The 18,396-nt window shown below is 67.8% G+C and carries 12 protein-coding genes; 6 read left to right on the plus strand and 6 right to left on the minus strand.

Annotated elements, in window-relative coordinates; genetic code table 11:
* Window positions 1-18: 18 nt before the first annotated feature.
* From KVT32_RS20370 to KVT32_RS20390, 5 genes are read left to right on the plus strand one after another with little or no spacing between them, the layout of a single operon-like run.
* On the plus strand, window positions 19-2,736 hold the full coding sequence (locus KVT32_RS20370; RefSeq protein WP_217618792.1) for a type VI secretion system Vgr family protein: 2,718 nt from the start codon (window positions 19-21) through the stop codon (window positions 2,734-2,736).
* On the plus strand, window positions 2,733-3,695 hold the full coding sequence (locus KVT32_RS20375; protein WP_254636956.1) for a DUF4123 domain-containing protein: 963 nt from the start codon (window positions 2,733-2,735) through the stop codon (window positions 3,693-3,695). Before KVT32_RS20370 ends, KVT32_RS20375 begins: the two co-directional genes overlap by 4 nt.
* Window positions 3,692-6,832, plus strand: coding sequence for a T6SS effector BTH_I2691 family protein (locus KVT32_RS20380; RefSeq protein WP_175155262.1), 3,141 nt, complete (start codon window positions 3,692-3,694; stop codon window positions 6,830-6,832). The genes KVT32_RS20375 and KVT32_RS20380 overlap by 4 nt, the downstream gene beginning before the upstream one ends.
* Window positions 6,833-6,886: 54 nt before the next feature.
* Window positions 6,887-7,495, plus strand: coding sequence for a hypothetical protein (locus KVT32_RS20385; RefSeq protein ID WP_056325749.1), 609 nt, complete (start codon window positions 6,887-6,889; stop codon window positions 7,493-7,495).
* Window positions 7,496-7,523: 28 nt separating this feature from the next.
* Window positions 7,524-9,020: a PLP-dependent aminotransferase family protein gene (locus tag KVT32_RS20390; RefSeq protein WP_152382518.1), complete on the plus strand. Its 1,497-nt coding sequence runs from the start codon at window positions 7,524-7,526 to the stop codon at window positions 9,018-9,020.
* Here the strand turns inward: KVT32_RS20390 and KVT32_RS20395 are convergent.
* Together KVT32_RS20395 and KVT32_RS20400 are read right to left on the minus strand one after the other, a co-directional pair.
* Window positions 9,009-10,223 carry a benzoate/H(+) symporter BenE family transporter gene (locus tag KVT32_RS20395; protein ID WP_217618793.1) on the minus strand — a complete coding sequence of 405 codons (1,215 nt, stop codon included), beginning with the start codon at window positions 10,221-10,223 and terminating at the stop codon, window positions 9,009-9,011. The genes KVT32_RS20390 and KVT32_RS20395 overlap by 12 nt on opposite strands.
* A gap of 179 nt (window positions 10,224-10,402) precedes the next feature.
* Entirely contained in the window at window positions 10,403-12,502 is a 2,100-nt protein-coding gene (locus KVT32_RS20400) for a TonB-dependent siderophore receptor (RefSeq protein ID WP_217618794.1), read from the minus strand.
* A gap of 121 nt (window positions 12,503-12,623) precedes the next feature.
* Between KVT32_RS20400 and KVT32_RS20405 the strand changes: the two genes are divergently transcribed.
* Window positions 12,624-13,958 (plus strand): PepSY domain-containing protein, encoded by a 1,335-nt coding sequence (locus tag KVT32_RS20405; protein ID WP_254636957.1) that lies wholly within the window; start codon window positions 12,624-12,626, stop codon window positions 13,956-13,958.
* A gap of 25 nt (window positions 13,959-13,983) precedes the next feature.
* On the opposite strand, the gene KVT32_RS20410 is transcribed toward KVT32_RS20405, so the two are convergent.
* The 4 genes from KVT32_RS20410 to KVT32_RS20425 are packed head-to-tail and all read right to left on the minus strand — an operon-like array spanning window position 13,984 to window position 18,395.
* Window positions 13,984-15,138 carry an iron-containing alcohol dehydrogenase gene (locus tag KVT32_RS20410; RefSeq protein ID WP_175155258.1) on the minus strand — a complete coding sequence of 385 codons (1,155 nt, stop codon included), beginning with the start codon at window positions 15,136-15,138 and terminating at the stop codon, window positions 13,984-13,986.
* Window positions 15,139-15,142: 4 nt separating this feature from the next.
* On the minus strand, window positions 15,143-15,751 hold the full coding sequence (locus KVT32_RS20415) for an ANTAR domain-containing response regulator (RefSeq protein WP_152382514.1): 609 nt from the start codon (window positions 15,749-15,751) through the stop codon (window positions 15,143-15,145).
* Window positions 15,748-16,887, minus strand: a complete 1,140-nt coding sequence (locus tag KVT32_RS20420; RefSeq protein ID WP_062839650.1) for a transporter substrate-binding domain-containing protein — start codon at window positions 16,885-16,887, stop codon at window positions 15,748-15,750. Before KVT32_RS20420 ends, KVT32_RS20415 begins: the two co-directional genes overlap by 4 nt.
* Window positions 16,884-18,395, minus strand: coding sequence for an amidase (locus tag KVT32_RS20425; protein WP_152382513.1), 1,512 nt, complete (start codon window positions 18,393-18,395; stop codon window positions 16,884-16,886). The genes KVT32_RS20420 and KVT32_RS20425 overlap by 4 nt, the downstream gene beginning before the upstream one ends.
* Window position 18,396 lies beyond the last annotated feature (1 nt).

Here is an 18,396-nt window from a genome sequence, read left to right on the forward strand (position 1 = left end):
CAGAGAGGTTACGCCAACATGGCTCAGACACTTGCCGCCGCCAGCCCATTGAGCGCGGGCTTCACGCAGGCCGACCGCCTGCTCGACCTGTGCACGCCGTTGGGGCCGGACAAGCTGCTGGCCGAGCGTCTTCAGGGCACCGAGCAACTGAGCGATGGCGGCTTTGCGCTGATGGTCGATGCGCTGTCGGACGATGCGCACGTGCCGCTGAAGTCGCTGATCGGCCAGCCGGCGCAGGTAAAGCTGCAAACGGCCTTGGGCCGCGACGCGCCTCGCGTGTGGTGCGGCCTGGTGACGGAGGCGCGCTTTGAGGGAGCCAACGGCGGCTTCGCGCGCTACCGGCTGCGCATCGAGCCGTGGCTGGCGCTGCTGCGCCAGCGCCGCGACAGCTTCGCCTTCCAGGACTTGTCGGTGATCGACATCGTGGACAGCGTGTTCGGCGACTACAACGGGCAGGGCGCGGTGGCGGCGCAGTGGCGCTGGGAAGTGAAGGACCGGGACGCTTACGCCAAGCGCAGCCTGACGATTCAGTATCGCGAGACCGACTTTGCCTTTGTCGAGCGGCTGCTGGCCGAAGAAGGGCTCTTCTATTGGGTCGAGCACGAAGCCGGTGACGGCGCGCCGGGCGGCCATACCGTGGTCATTGCCGACCACAACGGCGCATTCAAGGCCGGGCCGCAGGACAGCATCAAATTTCAGCGCGCGGACGCGACCGAAACCGAAGACACCATCCAGGCGTGGCGCCAGCGCCGCGCGTGGCGCACCAACGCCGTGCGGCTGGCCACGTGGGATTACCGCGCGATGCAGACGCGGCGGGTCAGCGCGCAGGTCGAGGACAAACTGGCCAACGCCGTGGAACTGGCGGATTCGGACTACCCCGGCCAGTATCTGTTCGAAGACGGCGCCCAGGGCGAGCGGCTTGCGCACAACGCGCTGGCCGCGCAGCGGGTGCGCCAGTCGTTGCAGGAAGGCGAGGGCACCGCGCGCACGCTGGCGCCGGGGCAGCGTTTTACGCTGACGGGGCATTTCGGGCCGTCGCAGGGGGCGGGCGCCGAATTTGTGGTGCTGCGCATCGCGCACGAGGCCCGCAACAATTTCGATGAAAGCCTGGGCCGCGCGGTGGCCGACGCCCTGGGCGCGGCAGGGGAAAACCAGGGCCCGCGCAACGCCGAAGACGCCGAAGCGGATTTCTATCGCAACCGCTTCGAGGCGATTGCCGCCACGCTGGAGTACCGCCCCAGCACGGTGGATGGCCACGGCGCACGCCTGCATCCCCGTCCGACCGTGCACGGCGCGCAGACGGCGCTGGTGGTCGGGGCGAACGATCCGGTCCATACGGACCGCGACCACCGCATCAAGATCCAATTCCATTGGCAGCGCGGCAGCGCGTCCAGCAATCGCCAGGATCATCCCGCGGGCGAAGACAACGCGCCGGCCAGCGACGCGCTGGGCACGTGGGTGCGCGTGGCCGAACCGGTGGCGGGATCGGACTGGGGCGGTCACTTCGTGCCCCGCCTGGGACAGGAGGTGCTGGTGCAGTTCATGCACGGCGACATCGACCGGCCGGTGGTGGTGGGCGCGCTGTATAACGGCGCGGGCAGCGAGAACGCCGCCAACAACCAGGTGCAGGCCGGCGCGGCCAAGGCCACCGGCAACGCGCCGGCCTGGTTCGCGGGCAGCGAGGCCGGGCACGCGCACAACGTGGTGATGTCGGGCTTCAAGACACAGGCGCTGGCCGATAGCGGGCAGGGCATGGGCGGCTACAACCAGTTGGTGCAGGACGACACGCCGGGACAGTCCCGCCTGACGGCATCGACCACGCAGGCGGAGGCGCGGCTGAACCTGGGCCACCTGAAGCAGCAGCGCGACAACGAGCGTCTGTCGGACCTGGGACATGGCGCGGAACTGGCGACCAGCGAGGCCGTGGCGATGCGCGCGGGCGAGGGCCTGCTGATCAGCGCGGACAAGCGCGAGGGCGCGACGGGCGGCCTGCTGGATAGCGAGCCGGCCATCCAGCAGATGGAAAAGGCCATCGAGCAGGCCAAAGAGTTGTCGGCCACGGCGGCGCGCCAGGAAGCGAAGCTGGACGGCGACGGCGACAAGACGCGTCCACTGGATGAACTGGACGCCGTGCGCAAGATCATCGAAGGCACCCGCGCCAAGGAAGGCGTGCAGGTGCCGGCGTACAGCCTGCCGCACATCCAGGTGAGCGCCCCGAAGGGCATTGGCCAGTACACGCCGAAGCATGCGTTTGCCGTGGCGGGCGCGACCTTGTGCCAGGTGGCGCCGGACGTGAACTGGGCCGCCGGCGCGCACCTGTCCCTGTGCGTGGCGCAGGGCGTGGTCTTGTTCACCAAAGGCTTGGGCGGCGACGGCCGGGCCGTGCCGGAGAAAGGGATCCGGTTGCACGCGGCAGGCGGGCAGTTGCGGATGCAAAGCCAGAAGGCGCGCATGCGCCTGGCCGCCGAGAAGTCGGTGACGCTGGCCTCGGCCCAAGGCGCCGTGGACGTAAACGCATCGAAAAAGGTGCTGGCCACGGCGGCCGGCGCGTACATGCGGATCGAGGGCGGCGGGATTCAATTGCATGCGCCCGGCAAGGTGGAATTGAAGGCGGGTGTGCACAACTGGGTGGGACCGCAAAGCGGTACCGGCCCGGCTCAGCCGCCGCAGGGCGATATGGAAGGCTGCGCCGCGGCGCTCGAAGACGCGGCCGGCAGCGGCGCATTGGCGGCATGATGGCATCGTCAACGCCCCGCCTGGCGCAAGCGTCTCAAGCACGTTGGGAACCGCCGCGCGCCGAGGACTGTGTCGAACGCGCCATCGCGGGCTTGCGCGCCGTGCTGGATGGCCGCGCCAGCCGGCGCGTGCTGCTCTTGTGCGATTCCACGTTGGCCGATCCGCTGGCCGACGACATCGCGGCTGCGGGATTGGCGCGGCGCGAGGTCGAGCTGATCTCGCAGGGCGCGGCCGCGCCGCCGTTGTATCTGGCAGAGGTGCCGGACGAGATCCGCCATGAGCGGCTGATCAACGCCAGCCTCCGCGTGGCGGTGGACGAAGCCTTGCGCCCCGCGCCCGCCGTCAAGCGGCCTCGATCGATGGCGGCGTGGCTGGCCACGGACCTGCCGCTGGCCGAAGTGGCGCAGCGGCTCGCGCTGCGCGCCCGTTTGCGCGACGCGCAGGCGCGCGTGCGCATCCTGCGCTTCTGGGACCCGCGCACCACGCAATACCAGAGCGAGCTGTACGCGGGCACGGCGCCCGCCTCGTGGATTCCGGGCGTCACGTGGATGACGGTGGACGGCTTTGCGCGCTGGCAGGTGCTGCCGGATGTGCGGGGTCCGATGCAGACCGTGACGCCTGACTGGCCGCGCCTTGCGCGGCTGGGGCGTATCAACGCGGTGCTGCAGCGCTTGAACGCGAAAGGCCTGTGCGTGGGGCCGTCCGTGCTGGACGCGGTTCGTCGCGCGTTGGACGCGGCCGCGGATTGCGGGATTGACGACGATGAAGACGCGGCGCTGTTCGCCGCCTGGCGAGTGCGCCTGGACGCGCCGCTGGAACGTGCGCCGTCGTTTGCGGCCTTGCTGCGCGAGGTGCAAGAAGAAGGCGGCCGCCTGCGCGGCGCCGCGCAGGACATGGACGACGAGGATTGGCAGCGGTTTGCGCAAGAGGCGCAGGCGCGGGAGGATCTGCAAGCATGACGACTGACTACGACGCGTTGCCCTGCAAGGGCAAGTTCTGCGGCCGGCCGGGGCTGCCCATCCTGCCGATGCGAATTGCGTACGTGCCGGGCGGCAAGAACGATTTGCCCGACGGCGTGTACACGGATCCCGAGCTGTACTACGAGACCATGCGCCAGGGCGCCTACATGCTGCGCGCCATCACGGCTGGCTACGTGTACCTTTGGGATCCGCGCCGCAGCTACGGCTGGCGCGCGTTCGCGGCCACGGCAACGGGGCAGATGAAGGAAGTGCCGGTTGACGACGACAACCGTCCGTCCGAGCAACCGACGTTCACGTGCACGCGCGAAGGCCACGGCCTGGAATCCGCGTTGATCAACGTCGAGGCGCCCGCAAACGCGTCGCGCAGCGTGTGGGTCGGCTATTCGCGCGTGTGGTGGACGCAGGATATCCGCCGCGAGCTGACGCGCAATGATCGCTGGCGCAAGAAGGTCATGGTGGAGCTGGACGCCAAGGCTGTCTGGGCGGGGGGCTACCCCAAGCCCGAAACGGGCTTTCGCGTGGCGGAAGACGGCGCCAATCTGGCCAAGCATTCGATCGAGTTCCGGGACGCCGCCGGCGCGGCGACCTTGTTTGCCAACACGCTGACCCCCGGCGTCAGCCTGTTTGGCGGGCAGGCCGCGGCGATGGCCGGCAAGATGCGGCAGATGACCCCCAAGGGTGGCGTGGCGCTGGCGCTGCGCGATCCGGTGGGCGTGCTGGCCGACATTTCCACGTGGCGCAACAAGTGCATGGGCGAGCTGGCCGAGCATCATCTGGAGCCGACCCGGCTGCGCGAAGTGGCGGTGGCGCAGATCATCGACGGGCTGGAAAAGCAGATGGACTCGTCCAGTGATGAGCGCCAGCGCTTGCGCGAGCGCATCGACACCGGCAAGGTCACCAGGACGCTCAGCGAAAACAAGGCGGCCATTGCCCGCATGCGCGACAAGATCGAGGGCGCGGGCAAGGACTGGGCCTGGTGGTATGGCCGAGATACGTTCTGGCTGGCGTGCAAGGCGTATTCGCCCAAGGACGCCGCCGCCGGGGAGCGCCTGGAAGACGACATGGCGATGTGCGTCGATGGCGCGGGCGCCGTGGCCAGCGAGCACAAGGCCATCGACGACTCGCTGAAAGACGAGGACATGGTCGACGGCACCTACGAGGCGATATGGCGGTCGCTGGCGGGCAACGATGGCGACTTGCTGGCCTTCCTGAACCGGGAGGGCAAAGGCAAGGTGATCTCCAAGCAGGTGTCCAACCTGCGCAAGATGGTCAAGAGCTACAACGATTGGATCAAGTTGCGGGCGGCCGACGGCAAGCTGCCGCCCATGCGGGCGGCGGGCTCGGCGATTGGCCGCTTCATGGCCACGCAGCTTCTGCGCCTGACCCTGTCGGGCGACCCCATCGCCGAACGGGTGGCGGCGCGCGTCACGTTGTCCGTGTCGGCGCGCATGAACATCGTGGTGGCGGTGCGCACGCATACGACGACGCTGCCGCGAATGATCGCGGACATGCACCAGATCGTCTGGGAGCCGAATCTGACGTCGGTCACGGTCGGCGGCGGCGGCGGGATCTACGCGAACAAGCACATGCAGTCCGGCTGGATCGGCACGCAGGCCGAACGCTCCACCCCGCTGACGATCAACTACATCATTCCCGAGGAGGTCGATGCGCAGCTGAACGCGGCCGCCAACGCGCCGCCGCCTTCTCGCCCTGCGGCCTCGCCGCAGTTGTCCCTGCCGTCGCCGCCCAGGGTGCTGGCCTTGCCGGCGCCCACGATGTCGCCGCTGGCGGGGCTGGTCAAGTGGGCCAAGACGCGGGACGGGCAGAACGCCAGCGCGACGGGCGTGTTGACGCTGGTGGCCCTGTACACGTCTGTGTCGGACCTGAACAAGGCCGACGCCATCGGCGATGCGAAGGCGGCGCGCAAGGCCTGGTTCGGCATCACGTCCGGCGTGCTGGGCGTGGGCAGCGTGGCGATCGAAGCCACGGCGGGCGCGATCGGCGCGCGTGTGGGCACGAATACCGCGTATTCGATGAACCTGACCCTGAACATGCGTCTGGCCACTGTGCGCACGGCGGGCGCGGTGTTCGCGGCGGCGGCCACGTTTGTGGATGGCGCCAACAACGCGCTCAGCGCCGTGGACCAGTACGACGTCAAGAACTACGAGGCCGGCGGCGCGTATGCGACGTCCTCGATGTTCCTGTTGCTGTCCGGCCTGACCGGCGTGGCGACGGCGCTGGTCAGCCTGGGCGGCGCCTTCAGCGCGGCCGGCGTGGTGGCGGGGGCTGGCGGGTTTGGCAGCGCGATGGTCGGATTGACCAGCGGCGGCACGGTGCTGCTGGGGATTCCGGTCTGGGGCTGGATCGTGCTGGGCCTGTGCCTGCTCGCGGCCGGCCTGTACTTCAAGTTCTGGGGCGATAGTGCCAAGGACAGCGAACTGGAGATCTGGTTCACCCGATGCTGCATGCGCTCGGCGGCGTTTGAAAACGTGGAGGACCGCCCGCTGTACGAGAACCGCGAAGAGGAACTTTACGAGTTCAACCGCGCGGTGTTCGGCGTGCGTGTGACGCTGGACTGGAAGGGCCTGTGGCAAGGCGAAATTTTTGGCCGCGACCGGCTGGTGCTGGAAGTGGTGATGCCCGGCTATACCGAGCACAGCGACTACGCCTACAGCTTGAAGCTGGTGGGCGAGGGCGTGAGCGCCGTGGTGTCCAGCAAGGGGTCGATGCGTTCGAATGACCCCGAATTGCAGCCGCGCGGTCCCTCCAATGCGCAGCTCGTGCAAGGCCGGCCCAAGCCGGAAACGTGGGCCGACCGCATGGACAAGTACGTGGACAACATGGCCTCGCGCCCGGGGTGGGCCGATGCGTGGCGCTGGATACGCAAGGACCGGAGCCAAGCCATCGAGTTCACGAGCAAGCCGTGGGAAGAGGTCGTGAAATTCAACGTCAGCAATGGCTGCGCGGTGCTGCGCACCGAAGTGCTGGTCGATGACGACATCTTCCAGGAAGCGATCATCAAGATCGAATACTGGCCCGATCCGGACCGCATGCCCGACATTCGCTCGGTGCCGATGGGCGGCAACGGGTCCAATCTGATAAAAGCAAGCAATTGACCCGGCGATCTGCCGGATGATTTCGCAAACGACAGACCAGCATGGGCGGCAAGCATGAAAAGCAGTGAAGGGATCCAGGCGGCGGTGTACACGCGATGGCATCAGTTGTCGGTGCCGCTGGCGTTCGTGCTGGCGGCGGGCAGCTTCATGCTGGTGGTGCTGAACCGGGGGCCGATCGGGTTGGGCGCGGCGCTGGCCGTGCTGGGCCTCCTGGTGCCGCCGCTGGTGGCGTTCAAGGGCTTTCCCACGCGCAACGCCGTCAGGGTGACGCCGGACGGCCTGGAGTTTTCACGCCGGTCGCCCATCGCCTTTGCCGACCTGAGCAGTTGGGGCACGGACGACTACCTGAAACTGGTCCGTCCCGGCCTGCCCACGCTGCTGGTCAGCCCGGCGGACTTGCCCAGCCGCGAAAGGCTGCTGCGCGAATTTGAAACGGCGCTGGCTGCGTGGCAGGCGCGGCAGCCGGCGGGCACGGCCGCCGCGCGCCGCACGCATTTCTACGGATCGACGGGCGGGCGTCTGGTGGGCGGCGTGATCACGGCCTTGGGCGCCGGTTCGGCCATCATGGCCCTGAACTTGCGCGAACCGTCGATCTCGCTGGCGGTGGTGGGCGGGCTTGGCGCGGTTTTCGGCTTGGCCTTGCTGTTCGGCAAGCGGGGCTGAGGGCGGCGGCAGACCGTTACGCGACCCCATGGCAACGACATTCCAGCTGGACACGCTCAAGATTCGGATGAGCGAGGCGGCGCTCCAGCGATTGGACCTGCATCAGCGCATCCAGCGGGCGCTGCGCGCGCTGATCCTGGACGGCGCGCTGGGCCCGGGGGTCAAGCTGCCCGCGACGCGTGGCCTGGCCAAGTCGCTGGGCGTGTCGCGCGACACCGTCGAGAATGCCTATGTACAACTGCACCGCGACGGCTACATCGTGCGCCGCGAGGGCTCGGGCAGCTATGTGTCCGAGACGGTGGGCATCGAGCTGCGGGGCGCGACGCGCAAGCGGGCAACGCTTGCGCGCCAGCCGGGCGCGACGCAGCCCGGCACAGGCCTCAGCCTTCGCGGGCGAGCGATCCTGGAGAGCGGCGGCGTTTCCGACCAGCAGGTCATCAAGGCGTTCGCCACCGGACTGCCCGAGACGCGCACGTTTCCCACCGGCGTCTGGGAGCGCCTGCAGCGCCAGGTCATGAAGGACAACCGCGCCCACGTGCTGCTGCATGGCGACCCGCAGGGCGCCGAACCGCTGCGCCGTGCGATCGCGGCCTACCTGAACCTGGAGCGCGGCGCCAAGGTGTTGCCTGAGCAGGTGCTGGTGCTGAGCAGCACCCGGCAAGCGCTCTTTCTGTGCGCGCAACTGCTGGCGGACGCGGACACGCCCATCCTGATAGAGAATCCCGGCTACTTCGGCGCCCGCAAGGCGTTCGAAGCCGCCGAGACGCGGATCGTACCCATCGACGTCGATGCGCAGGGCATACGCACGGATCTTTTGCACGCGGACCGCAGCGGCGCCAGTTGCGTGTACGTGACGCCGTCGCACCAGTATCCGACCGGTGTGACGTTGTCGCTGGAACGCAGGCTGGCGCTGATCGGTTGGGCCGCAAGCCATGGCAAGTGGATCATCGAGGACGACTACGACAGCGAATTCCATTACGACGGGTTGCCGACCGCTTGCGTGCAGGGCCTGGACCGGCATCAACGCACCTTGTACCTGGGCACGTTCAGCAAGACGCTGTATCCCGGCCTCAGGATGGGATACATGGCGCTGCCGCTGGAACTGGTCGAGGCCTTTTCACGGGCGCGCAGCATCATGGACGGACACACGCCGCAGATACTGCAGCTGACGCTGGCCCGCTTCATGGAAGACGGTCATTACCACACGCACGTGCGGGCGATGCGCAAGCTGTACGCGGGACGCCGCGAGGTGCTGCTGGCGTCGCTGGTAAAGCGGCTGGACGGCGTCGTGCAGGCCGTGCGTCCGCCGGGCGGCTTGCAGATTCCATGCCTGCTTCAGCCAGGCTGGACCGAGGAAAAGACCCTCCGTCTGGCAGAGCGCGCCGGTCTGCGCCTGCCCGGGCTGAGCCGCCTGTATGCCGGCGAGTTCAAGCAGCCGGGCTGGCTGTTGGGCTACGCGTCGCTGACGGCCTACGAGATCGAGGATGCGGTTCTGCGTCTGTCGAACGCGTTGTCATGCGCCTGACCGGCCTTCACGGGGCAGCATGAAGGCCCGGCCGCCATGCATCAGCAGGTGCGCGGTCAGGCCGGCCACCAGCCCCCAGAATGCGCCGCCCACGCCCAGCAGGGTCACGTTCGCGGCGGTGGCCAGGAACGTGATGAGCGCCGTTTCCCGGGTGCGTGCGTCGGCCATGGCGTTGGCCAGGCTGCCGCCGATGGCGCCAAGCAGCGCAAGCCCGGCCAGCGTGGTCATGAAGGCCTTGGGCAGCACCATGAACAGCGTCGCCAACGTGACGCCGAATGTGCCCACCAGGATGTAGAACCCGCCGCAGGCCAGACCCGCGACGTATCGCTTGGCGGAATCCTCATGGGCATCCTTGCCGGTGCAGATGGCGGCGGTGATGGCCGCGACATTGAACGCGTGCGCGCCAAAGGGCGCCATGACGAGCGAACCCAGCCCGGTCACGGCCAGGATCGGATTCGCGCTGGTCCGGTAGCCGTCGTTGCGCAGCACCAGCATGCCGGGCATGTACTGGCCGGTGAGTGTGATGATGAAAAGGGGCAGGGCGACGCCCAGCAGCGCCTGCAACGAGAAGCTAGGCATTTCGAACACGGGCGCCGCCAGGCGCAGATGGACCGCCGAGAAGTCGATGCGGCCTTGCGCGATGAGCAGTCCCAAGCCGATGGCCAGGATGGCGACCACGGCAAAGCGCGAGGTAAAGCGTTTGAGCAGCGCGTAGGAGATCACCAGCGCGATCACCAGCAGGGGGTCGGCGCTGGCGCCGCCGAAGGCATTGACGCCGAACTGCAGCAGGATGCCCGCCAGCAGGCCGGCGGCAATGCCGCCCGGGATCCTGCGCACAAGCTTTTCAAAAGCGCCCGACAGCCCCAGCGCGACGAAGCCCAGCGCCGAAAGCATGTACGCGCCGATGACTTCGCCATAAGGCGTGAAAGGCATGACGGTTGCCAGGAACGCGACGCCAGGCGTGGACCACGCCGTGATGATCGGCGCCTTGTAGCGCCAGCTCAGCAGCGCGCCTGTCACGCCCACCCCGACGGATACCGCCCATACCCAGGAGGTGGTTTGCGCCGGCGACAACCGGGCCAGCTCGGCCGCCTGGAACACCAGGACGAAGGTGCCGCCGTAGTTCACCAGGACCGAGATCAGGGCGGCGACGGTGGGGGATAGGAAGTCGGCGGGTCTGAGACCCGCCCGAGGTGCTGTCATGAGTGGCTCCGCATTCAAGAGGCGCCCGGCCGCAGGCCGGACTTGAACGGGGAGTCTATGAGGAACGCGGTATGTTGATACCAGCCACATGCGGTAAGACGGGCAGACCGCTTTGGGCCGTTCGGTGGGGACTACGCTATTCTGCGGCCGGTCGTTCCCTTGCCGGTAGGGGCGTCGCTTCAGTAGCGCAAGGCCAGGCTGACCAACGTGGTGCGCCCATTCCCCAGCGCGACGGCGTTGCGCACGCCGCCTGCGTAATACTGTTTGTCGAACAGGTTGTTCATCGTCAGGGCCGCCCGCCAACGCCCCGCGTCATACGCCACGCCCGCATCCGCCACCAGATATCCGGGAATGTCGTAGCCGTAGGTATACCGGCTTCCTTCCGCGCGAAGGCCGCCCGTCAGCTCCCAGCCGGCCAGGCTGCCCTGCATCCGATAGCGCGCCGTCACGTTGAAGCTGTGCCGCGGCACGCTGTTGAGGCGGGTGTTGTTGGTGGAGGGCACCTGGCCGCCATCGTCCACGACCACGGCCGATAGATAGGCATAGCCGCCCATGAGGCTCAGGCCATTGCCCAGGTCCGACGCCCATCCTAGTTCCGCGCCGCGCGTGCGCTGCTTGCCGACCGCGATGCTGTAGCCGTCATTCACCGGGTCCGCCTGCAGGACGTTGCGCCGCTCCAGGTCGAACGCGGCCACCGTGATGCTGGTGGCGCCGTCGTCAAGATCGATCTTCACGCCGGCTTCCCATTGCCTGCCGCTTTCGGGCTTGAAGGTGTTGCCGTCGACGTTGGTGCCGCTGTTGGGATAGAACGACGTGGCGTAGCTGATATAGGGGCGCACGCCGGGTGCAATCTCGTACATCAGCGCGCCCGACCCGGTGATGGCGTTATCGCTGCTGTCCTCGCGGGATTGCGTGAGATGGTCGGTCGAATAGGTGCTGGCGGTGTCATGGCGCAGGCCGAACACCGCGTTCCACCGCTCGCCCAGCGCGATCTGATCGCGCGCATACACGCCGATCGCGCGCACGGTGGTGCTGCTGTCGGTGCGCGGATTGGCCGGGCAGTTGATGGGGCTGCCGTAAACCGGTTGGTAGACGTCCAGGTCCCGCACCGAGCAGTTGTACGACAGGCTGTTCTCGCGCGTGCGCAGGTAATCCACGCCGACCGTGATGTCGTGGGTGCCGAATCCCGTATCGAATCTGCGCTGCGCGTTGGTGTCCAGCGTGATCGTGTCGCCGTCCCAGTGCTGGTCCGTGGCGGTGCGCCGCAGCGTCCGATTGTCGGCGCGCAGCAAGCCATTGGCGACCAGTTGGCCATTGAGCGTGAACGATTGCCAACGCGCGTTCTGGTTGACCGTCCAGCCATTGTCGAAGCGGTGCGTCAGCGCGTAGCCCACCCGGCTCTGGTAGCCGCGATAGGGGTCCTGGCCGGGCTCGCCAGTGAAGCGGTCACGCGGGATGGCGCCATTGGGGTTGGACTGGACCGTCCCGACGATCGGCAGTCCCTGCTGGCGGATGTACTGACGTTCCTGGTAGCTGGTCAGGATAGTGAAATCCGTGCGCGGACCCAGATCCAGCGACAGCGAAGGGGCGATGAACCGATTCTTGAACCACACGTGGTCGGTCTCGTCATTCGAATTCATGGCCAGGGCATTGACACGAAACGCCGCTTTGCCGTTGTCCGACAGCGGGGTGCCCATGTCCAGCGTGGCCTGCCGGAATTCGTGGCTGCCCAGCGTGGTGGCCGCTTCGGCGAAGGTTTCGGCGCGCGGGCGCTTGCTGACCATGTTGACCAGGCCCCCGGGAAGGACCTGACCGTAAAGCAGCGAGGCCGGCCCCTTCAGCACTTCCACTTGTTCCACACCGAACAGCTGTTCGGCGACACGGTTGCTTGCCGCCGTGCGCAGCCCGTCCAGGAACAGGGAATCCGAGGCGACCTGCCCGCGGATGATGAGATCGTCCCAGCCGCGGCGGCCAAACTGATTGGCGACCACACCGGGCACGTTATGCAGCGCGTCGGCCAGGGTCTGCGCCTGCTGCGCGTCCAGAACCGCTCGCGGCACGACGGTGATCGACTGCGGGGTCTTGGACAGGGGTACGGACGACTTGTTGACGGCGGGCGGCGCGACCGGGTTGAAGAGTCCGTCCTGGCCGGCGTCATCGTCGCCGGTGACGCGCACGGCGGGCAGTTGCACGGGGGAATCGTCAGTCTGAGCGACAGCGGCAAAGGGGGCGGCCAGCACGATGGCGGCGGCCAGTGCCGAATAGGAATTCAAGGACATGGAAGGACGGCGGGCGCAGGAGAAGCGGTGGGTATGCATGCGCGGCGGCACGCTAGATCGATGATCAACGTGCTTTGCGAATGAGAATAACAACGATTAATTATAAGCACTACAATGCGCGTTGGGCGCGGCAATGCGCCCGAAAATTTCGTCCTTGTGTCGCTTTACATCACATTCATGTCTCATGCCGTCTTCGCTTGAATCTTCCGCCGGCTCGCTTGCCGCAGCCAAGACGCGTTCGTCCGCCCGCCGGCTTTGGTTCGATCTGCATAGCTGGATTGGCATGAAGTTGTGCATCCTGCTCAGCTTCATTTTCTGTACGGGGACGCTGGCGGTGGTGGCGACCGAGATCGATTGGCTGATCGAACCCGCCATGCGCGTGACACCCCAGGACCGCCAGGCCAGTTGGGGAGAAATGCTCGCGGCTGCGGAGCGGGCGCACCCCGGCTTGCGCCTGCGCAGCCTGGCCGCGCCGCACGGCGAGCGCTTTGCCGCCGAAGCGCTGATGCGTCAGGACAATGGTCAATTGCTGCGGGTGTGGGTGAATCCGCATACCGCGCAAGTGACCGGGCAATCGTCGTGGTGGAGCGCGCAGCGATGGCTGCGGGACACGCATCGCAACCTCATGCTGCCCCCGAAATATGGCGTGCCATTGGTCGCCCTTCTGTCGATCCCGCTCCTGTTGATGCTGGTCAGCAGCCTCTACATCTACAAGCGTTGGTGGCGCGGGTTCCTGGCCTGGCCACGCAAGGGCAAACCGCGGCTGACGTGGGGCGACGTGCATCGCCTGGCGGGCGTGTGGAGTCTCGGGTTCATGCTGCTCATCGGCGTGACCGCCTTTTGGTATCTGGCCGAGTCACTGGGGGCGAAGGCGCCCCTTCCGCCAACGATTGTGCAGCTCAAGGGCACGGCCACGCACGCGCCGCTGGCCGCCCAGGACGTGGACAGGGCGATTTCTGCCGCGCAGGCGGCCTGGCCCGATCTGAAAATCTCCAGCGTGCGGCCGAGCCCCAATGGAAAGGCGCTGCTGTTGGAAGGGCAGGCAAACGGATGGCTGTTGCGCGAGCGCGCCAACGTCATCGGCGTGGAGATCGCCTCGGGCGCCATCCTGGGACGCAACGACGGGCAGGACATGAATGTTCACCAGCGCATCGGCGAGGCGGCCGACCCCCTCCATTTCGGCACGTTTGGCGGTTGGCCGGTGCGGGCGTTGTGGTGCTGTTTCGGAATCTTGTTGACCACGCTATCCCTGACCGGCGCGTATCTCTACGGCATCCGCATCGCCGAGTCGGCGCGCGCCGCGCTCAAGCGCCGCGGTGCGCCAGCGGGCGCACCGCATTCCCGCGACCCGTCTGCCTGGGCGGCCGCGTGGCGGCGCATGGGCCGGTGGCGCTGGCTGGCCGGCGGCCTGCTCGGCATGTGGCTTGCGCTCGTGATCATCCAGGCGCTGAAATGACGCCGAGGGCCGCGCGGCAGGCCGCTCAGTAGGCGGCGCGGTAGATGTCCAGCGCCTGCGCCTCATCGATGGGCAGCGGGTTGTTCATCAGCAGGCGCTGCTGCGCCATGGCGGCGCTTGCCAGCGTGGGCAAGTCGGCTTCCGAGATGCCTACGGCGCGCAGCCCCTTCGGCAACTCGGCCTGGCTGATCAGGTCTTCCAGGAAGGCGATGAAGGCGGCTGCGCCGCTGGCGTCATCGGCGGCCGCCGGCAAGCCCACGGCCCGCCCCAGTTCGGCGTAGAGAGGCGCCGCGGCCTGCGCATTGAAGTGCAGCACGGCGGGAAGCACCAGCGCGTTCGACAGGCCGTGCGGCACATGGAATATGCCGCCGATGGGGTAGGCCAGCGCGTGCACGCCACCCACGGGCGCATTGGCGAATGCCTGGCCGGCCAGCATTGCGCCCAGCAGCATGTCCGAACGCGCCTGCAGATTGGCGCCGTCGCGGCAAACGGTGATCAGGTTGGCGGACAGCAGCTTCAACGCCAGGATGGCCAGATGATCGGACAGCGGATTCTTCAGGCGTTTGCTGGTGTAGGCCTCGATGGCGTGCACCATCGCGTCCACGCCGGTGGCGGCCGTAGCGGCGGGCGGCAGGCCGACCGTCAGTTCGGCATCCAGAAAGGCCGCGTCGGCATAGAGCTGCGTCGCGACCACGCCGCTCTTGGTGGTGGCGCCCGTGGTCACGATCGAGATCGGCGTGACTTCCGAGCCTGTGCCGGCCGTTGTCGGCACCTGAATCAGCGGCAAGCGCTGGCCTTGCACCTGGTTGACGCCGTACATGGCGGCCAGCGGCTGATCGCTCTTGCACAACAACGCCACCAGCTTGGCCACGTCCATGGACGAACCGCCGCCAAAGCCGATCACCACGTCGGCGTCGAATGCGCGGGCGCGTTCCGCGGCCGCCTGCACCACGGCTTCGGGCGGGTCGGCGACCACATCGTCGATCACCAGCGTTTGCCAGCCGCTGGCGGCCAGGCTGTCCAGCGCCGGTTGCAGCGCGCCGCTGCGGTTCAGAAAGTTGTCGGTGACGAGCACCGCGCGCGCGCCGGCATGGCGCTCGCGCAGCAGGGCGCCCAGGCGGCGTGCCAGGCCCGGTTCGACAAGAATGTGGGGGACGGTCTGAAATGAAAAGGCGGACATGGGATCAGGAGAATTCGTTGATGATGGTTTGCGCCACGTCTTCGAGCGACGATCGCGTGGCCATGGCGCGCCCCTGGATTCGGCGGTGCGCCTCGTTTTCGGTGATGCCTTCGCGCGCGATCAGCAGCGTCTTGGCGGTGGCGACCTTGCTGACCGCGGCGTATCGCCCTTCCAGCTTGCGCATGTGAGCCATCGTGGCGGCCTGCTGGCGCCAGGCGGTGCGCGCCAGCAGCAGCTGGGTCAGCAGGCCAAAAGGGCGGATCGGCCGCTCGATGACGCCGGTGCAGCCGCTATGCAGCACCAGTTGCAACGTGGCGGGGTTCTCGTACTCGACGATGCCGACTAGCGGCGGGCTCAACGCGTTCAGGCCGTCGGCCAGCTTCTGGATGGAGTCGCGATAGTCTTCTTCGATGGGCAGAACGACCACGTCGGTATCGGTGCAGAGCGTATCGGGCAGCGGCCATTGCTGGGTCGGCACGCAGCCGATGCGTTTCAGATGCGACATCAACAGACGCGATTCGGCATCCTGCGGGTGCAGGACCAGCACGCGCAGGCCGTTCAGTTCGCGCAGCGCCGTGGTGCTGCGGCCGGGCCGGGTCAGAGAGGCGGTCACGGTAGCGCCAGGGCCTCGGGGTCGAGCGCGTGGTCCACGAGGTACGGCACCGGCCGCACCGCGGCCCGCGCGGCGTAGATGATCTTGAACTGGCGTTGCGCGTCGATGCGCGCGATGCGCGGCCAGAGCGAGGTGTGCTGCGTATCGCCATCGATGGTGACCAGGCCTTGGGGCGCTTCGAACTGGGCGCCGTCCAGGGCCTGCACCAGGTCGGGCACGGCCAGACCGCCCGCGCGGCGCGCGGCGTCGGCCACGAGATGGACCTGGGAATAGGCGGCTTCGGCGCCTGCCGTGATCGGGCTGTCTTCGCCGAAGCGCGCATGGTAGGCCTGGGCGAACCGGCGGCTGGGCGCGGTGTTCAGGGACGCGAAGTAGGGCGCGGCCGTGATGTGGCCTTCGGCCTCTTCAGCGGTAAGCGCCGCCACGTCGGTCTCGTTGGTGGCAAGGCTGACGATGGGCATGCGCGCCGGGTCCAGGCCCAGCTCGCGGTAGGCGCGGTACAGCTTGACGATGTCCCGGCCGACCATGGTCGAGTAGATGGCGTCCGGACGCAACGCCACGGCGCGCTTCAGCACATCGGCCAGGTCCTCCTGGGGCGCGTTCAGCGGCAGGTAGACCTCGTCGACCACTTCGCCGCCCGCCTGCTCGTAGAGCTCGCGCATGATGCGGTTCGACTCGCGCGGGTAAACGTACTGGCCACCAATGAAGAGCACGCGGTTGCCGAAGTGGCGGATCACGTAACTGGCCAGCTGCACCGAGTTCTGGTTGGGCACCGAGCCGCCGTAGAAGCAATAGGGCGAGTACTCGAAACCCTCGTAGAGCGTGGCGTAGAACAGCAGCGCGCGGCGGCTTTCGACGACCGGCAGCACGGCCTTGCGGGTGCTGGACATGTGGGTGCCGAAGATCAGCGGCACGCGCTCGCGGTCGCAGAGCCATTCGGCGGCTTGGCGATAGTCGGCCGGCTGGGCGCCCACGCGCGCGCTGACAGGAACCAGCGGCACGCCGCCGATGCCGCCTGCGGCATTGACCTCGTCGATGGCCAGCAACGTGGCGTTTTCCTGGGTGATCTCGGTGGCCGCTGTCAGGCTCTCGTGCGAGAACAGCAGGCCGACCCGATGGCCGGTGGTGGCGGTCACAGCGATGTCCAGTCGAGCGATTGCTCGAAAGCATGGGCGGCGCGATACAGCGTCGTTTCGTCGAAATGGCGGCCCACCAGCATCATGCCGACGGGCAGGCCGTCGCGCAGGGCGCAGGGCACCGAGATGGCCGGATGGCCGGTGACGTCGAAGGGCGCGGTGTTGGCGTTCATTTCAAGGGCGCGGGTCACGAAGAGGTCCGGGGCCGCGCCGGCATCGATGAGACGGGGCGCGCGCATGGGCACGGTCGGCATCAACAGCAGGTCGACGCGGTCCAAAGCCTGATCATAGGCCTGGCGCAGGCGGCGCGCGAGGTTTTGCGCCTTGCCATAGTACTGGCCGCCGTAGCGCGCGTAGAAGTATTCACCGGCCAGCAGGCAGGTCTTGACGTCGTGCGGGAACTCGTCGGCGTGGTCGCGCCAATGGCGTTGCGCCTGCATCAGGCCGGTCACATACAGGCCCTTCCAGTTGGTGCCGTAATTGAAGCCCTTCATCTGCTGGGTGGTGCCCTCGACCGCGATCGGCGTCCAGATGGCATGGCCCTTGCGGTGCAGGGGCACCGGCAGCTCGATGACGTCGGCGCCCAGCGCGGCCATCTCCCGGGCGGCCTTGCGCACCGCTTCGTCCACCTCGCTTTCACTGTTTGCCCAGCCAAAGCCCTCGGGCACGACGCCGACGCGCAACCCCTTGAGCGGCATGTCCAACGCGTCCCGGTAGGACGGGCGCTCGGCGGGCAGGCCTTGCTGGCGCGGGTCCAGCCCGTCGGCGCCGGCGATGGCGTCCAGCAGCAAGGCGTTATCGGCCACATTGGCCGTCATGATGCCGGCGTGGTCCAGCGTCATTTCGATCGGCATGATGCCGGTATAGGGAATGAGGCCGTGGGTGGGCTTCATGCCGTAGATGCCGGAGTAGGCCGCCGGAATGCGCACCGACCCGCCCTGGTCCGTGCCGATGGCCATGTCGGCTTCTCCGGCGCCGACCAGGGCCGCCGCGCCCGAGGACGAGCCGCCGGCCGAGTGCTCGGGATTGCGCGGGTTGCGCACCGGGCCCGCGGCATTGGTATGGCTGCTGCCGGACACGCAGAAATACTCGCAATGGGCCTTGCCGACAATGCGGCCGCCGGCATCCAGAATGCGCGTGGCGACGGTGGCGTCCTGATCGGGCACGTAGCCGCGCAGCGTGGCCGCGCCGTTCATCATGGGCACGCCGGCCAGGCAGACGTTGTCCTTGAGCACCACGCGCTTGCCCGCCAGCGGACCGCCGGGGCGGCCGTCGATCTCGGTGCGCACATACCAGGCGTTCAGCGGGTTGTCTTCGGGCTGCAGGCCGGGCGTGCGCGGATAACGCACCACCGGCGGCTGATCGATCAGCGCATCGACCTGGTCATAGTCGGCAAACGTGGCCTCCAGAATGCTGCCGTAGGCGCGCAGCGTGGCATCGTCCAGATTCAGGCCGATGCGGCGCGCGGCCTGGTCCAGCGCTTCCAGGGTGGGACGGGGAAGGGACATC

It is taken from the genome of Achromobacter sp. GbtcB20, from assembly GCF_019091095.1.
In the GTDB taxonomy this organism is placed as follows: Bacteria; Pseudomonadota; Gammaproteobacteria; order Burkholderiales; family Burkholderiaceae_B; genus Achromobacter; species Achromobacter mucicolens.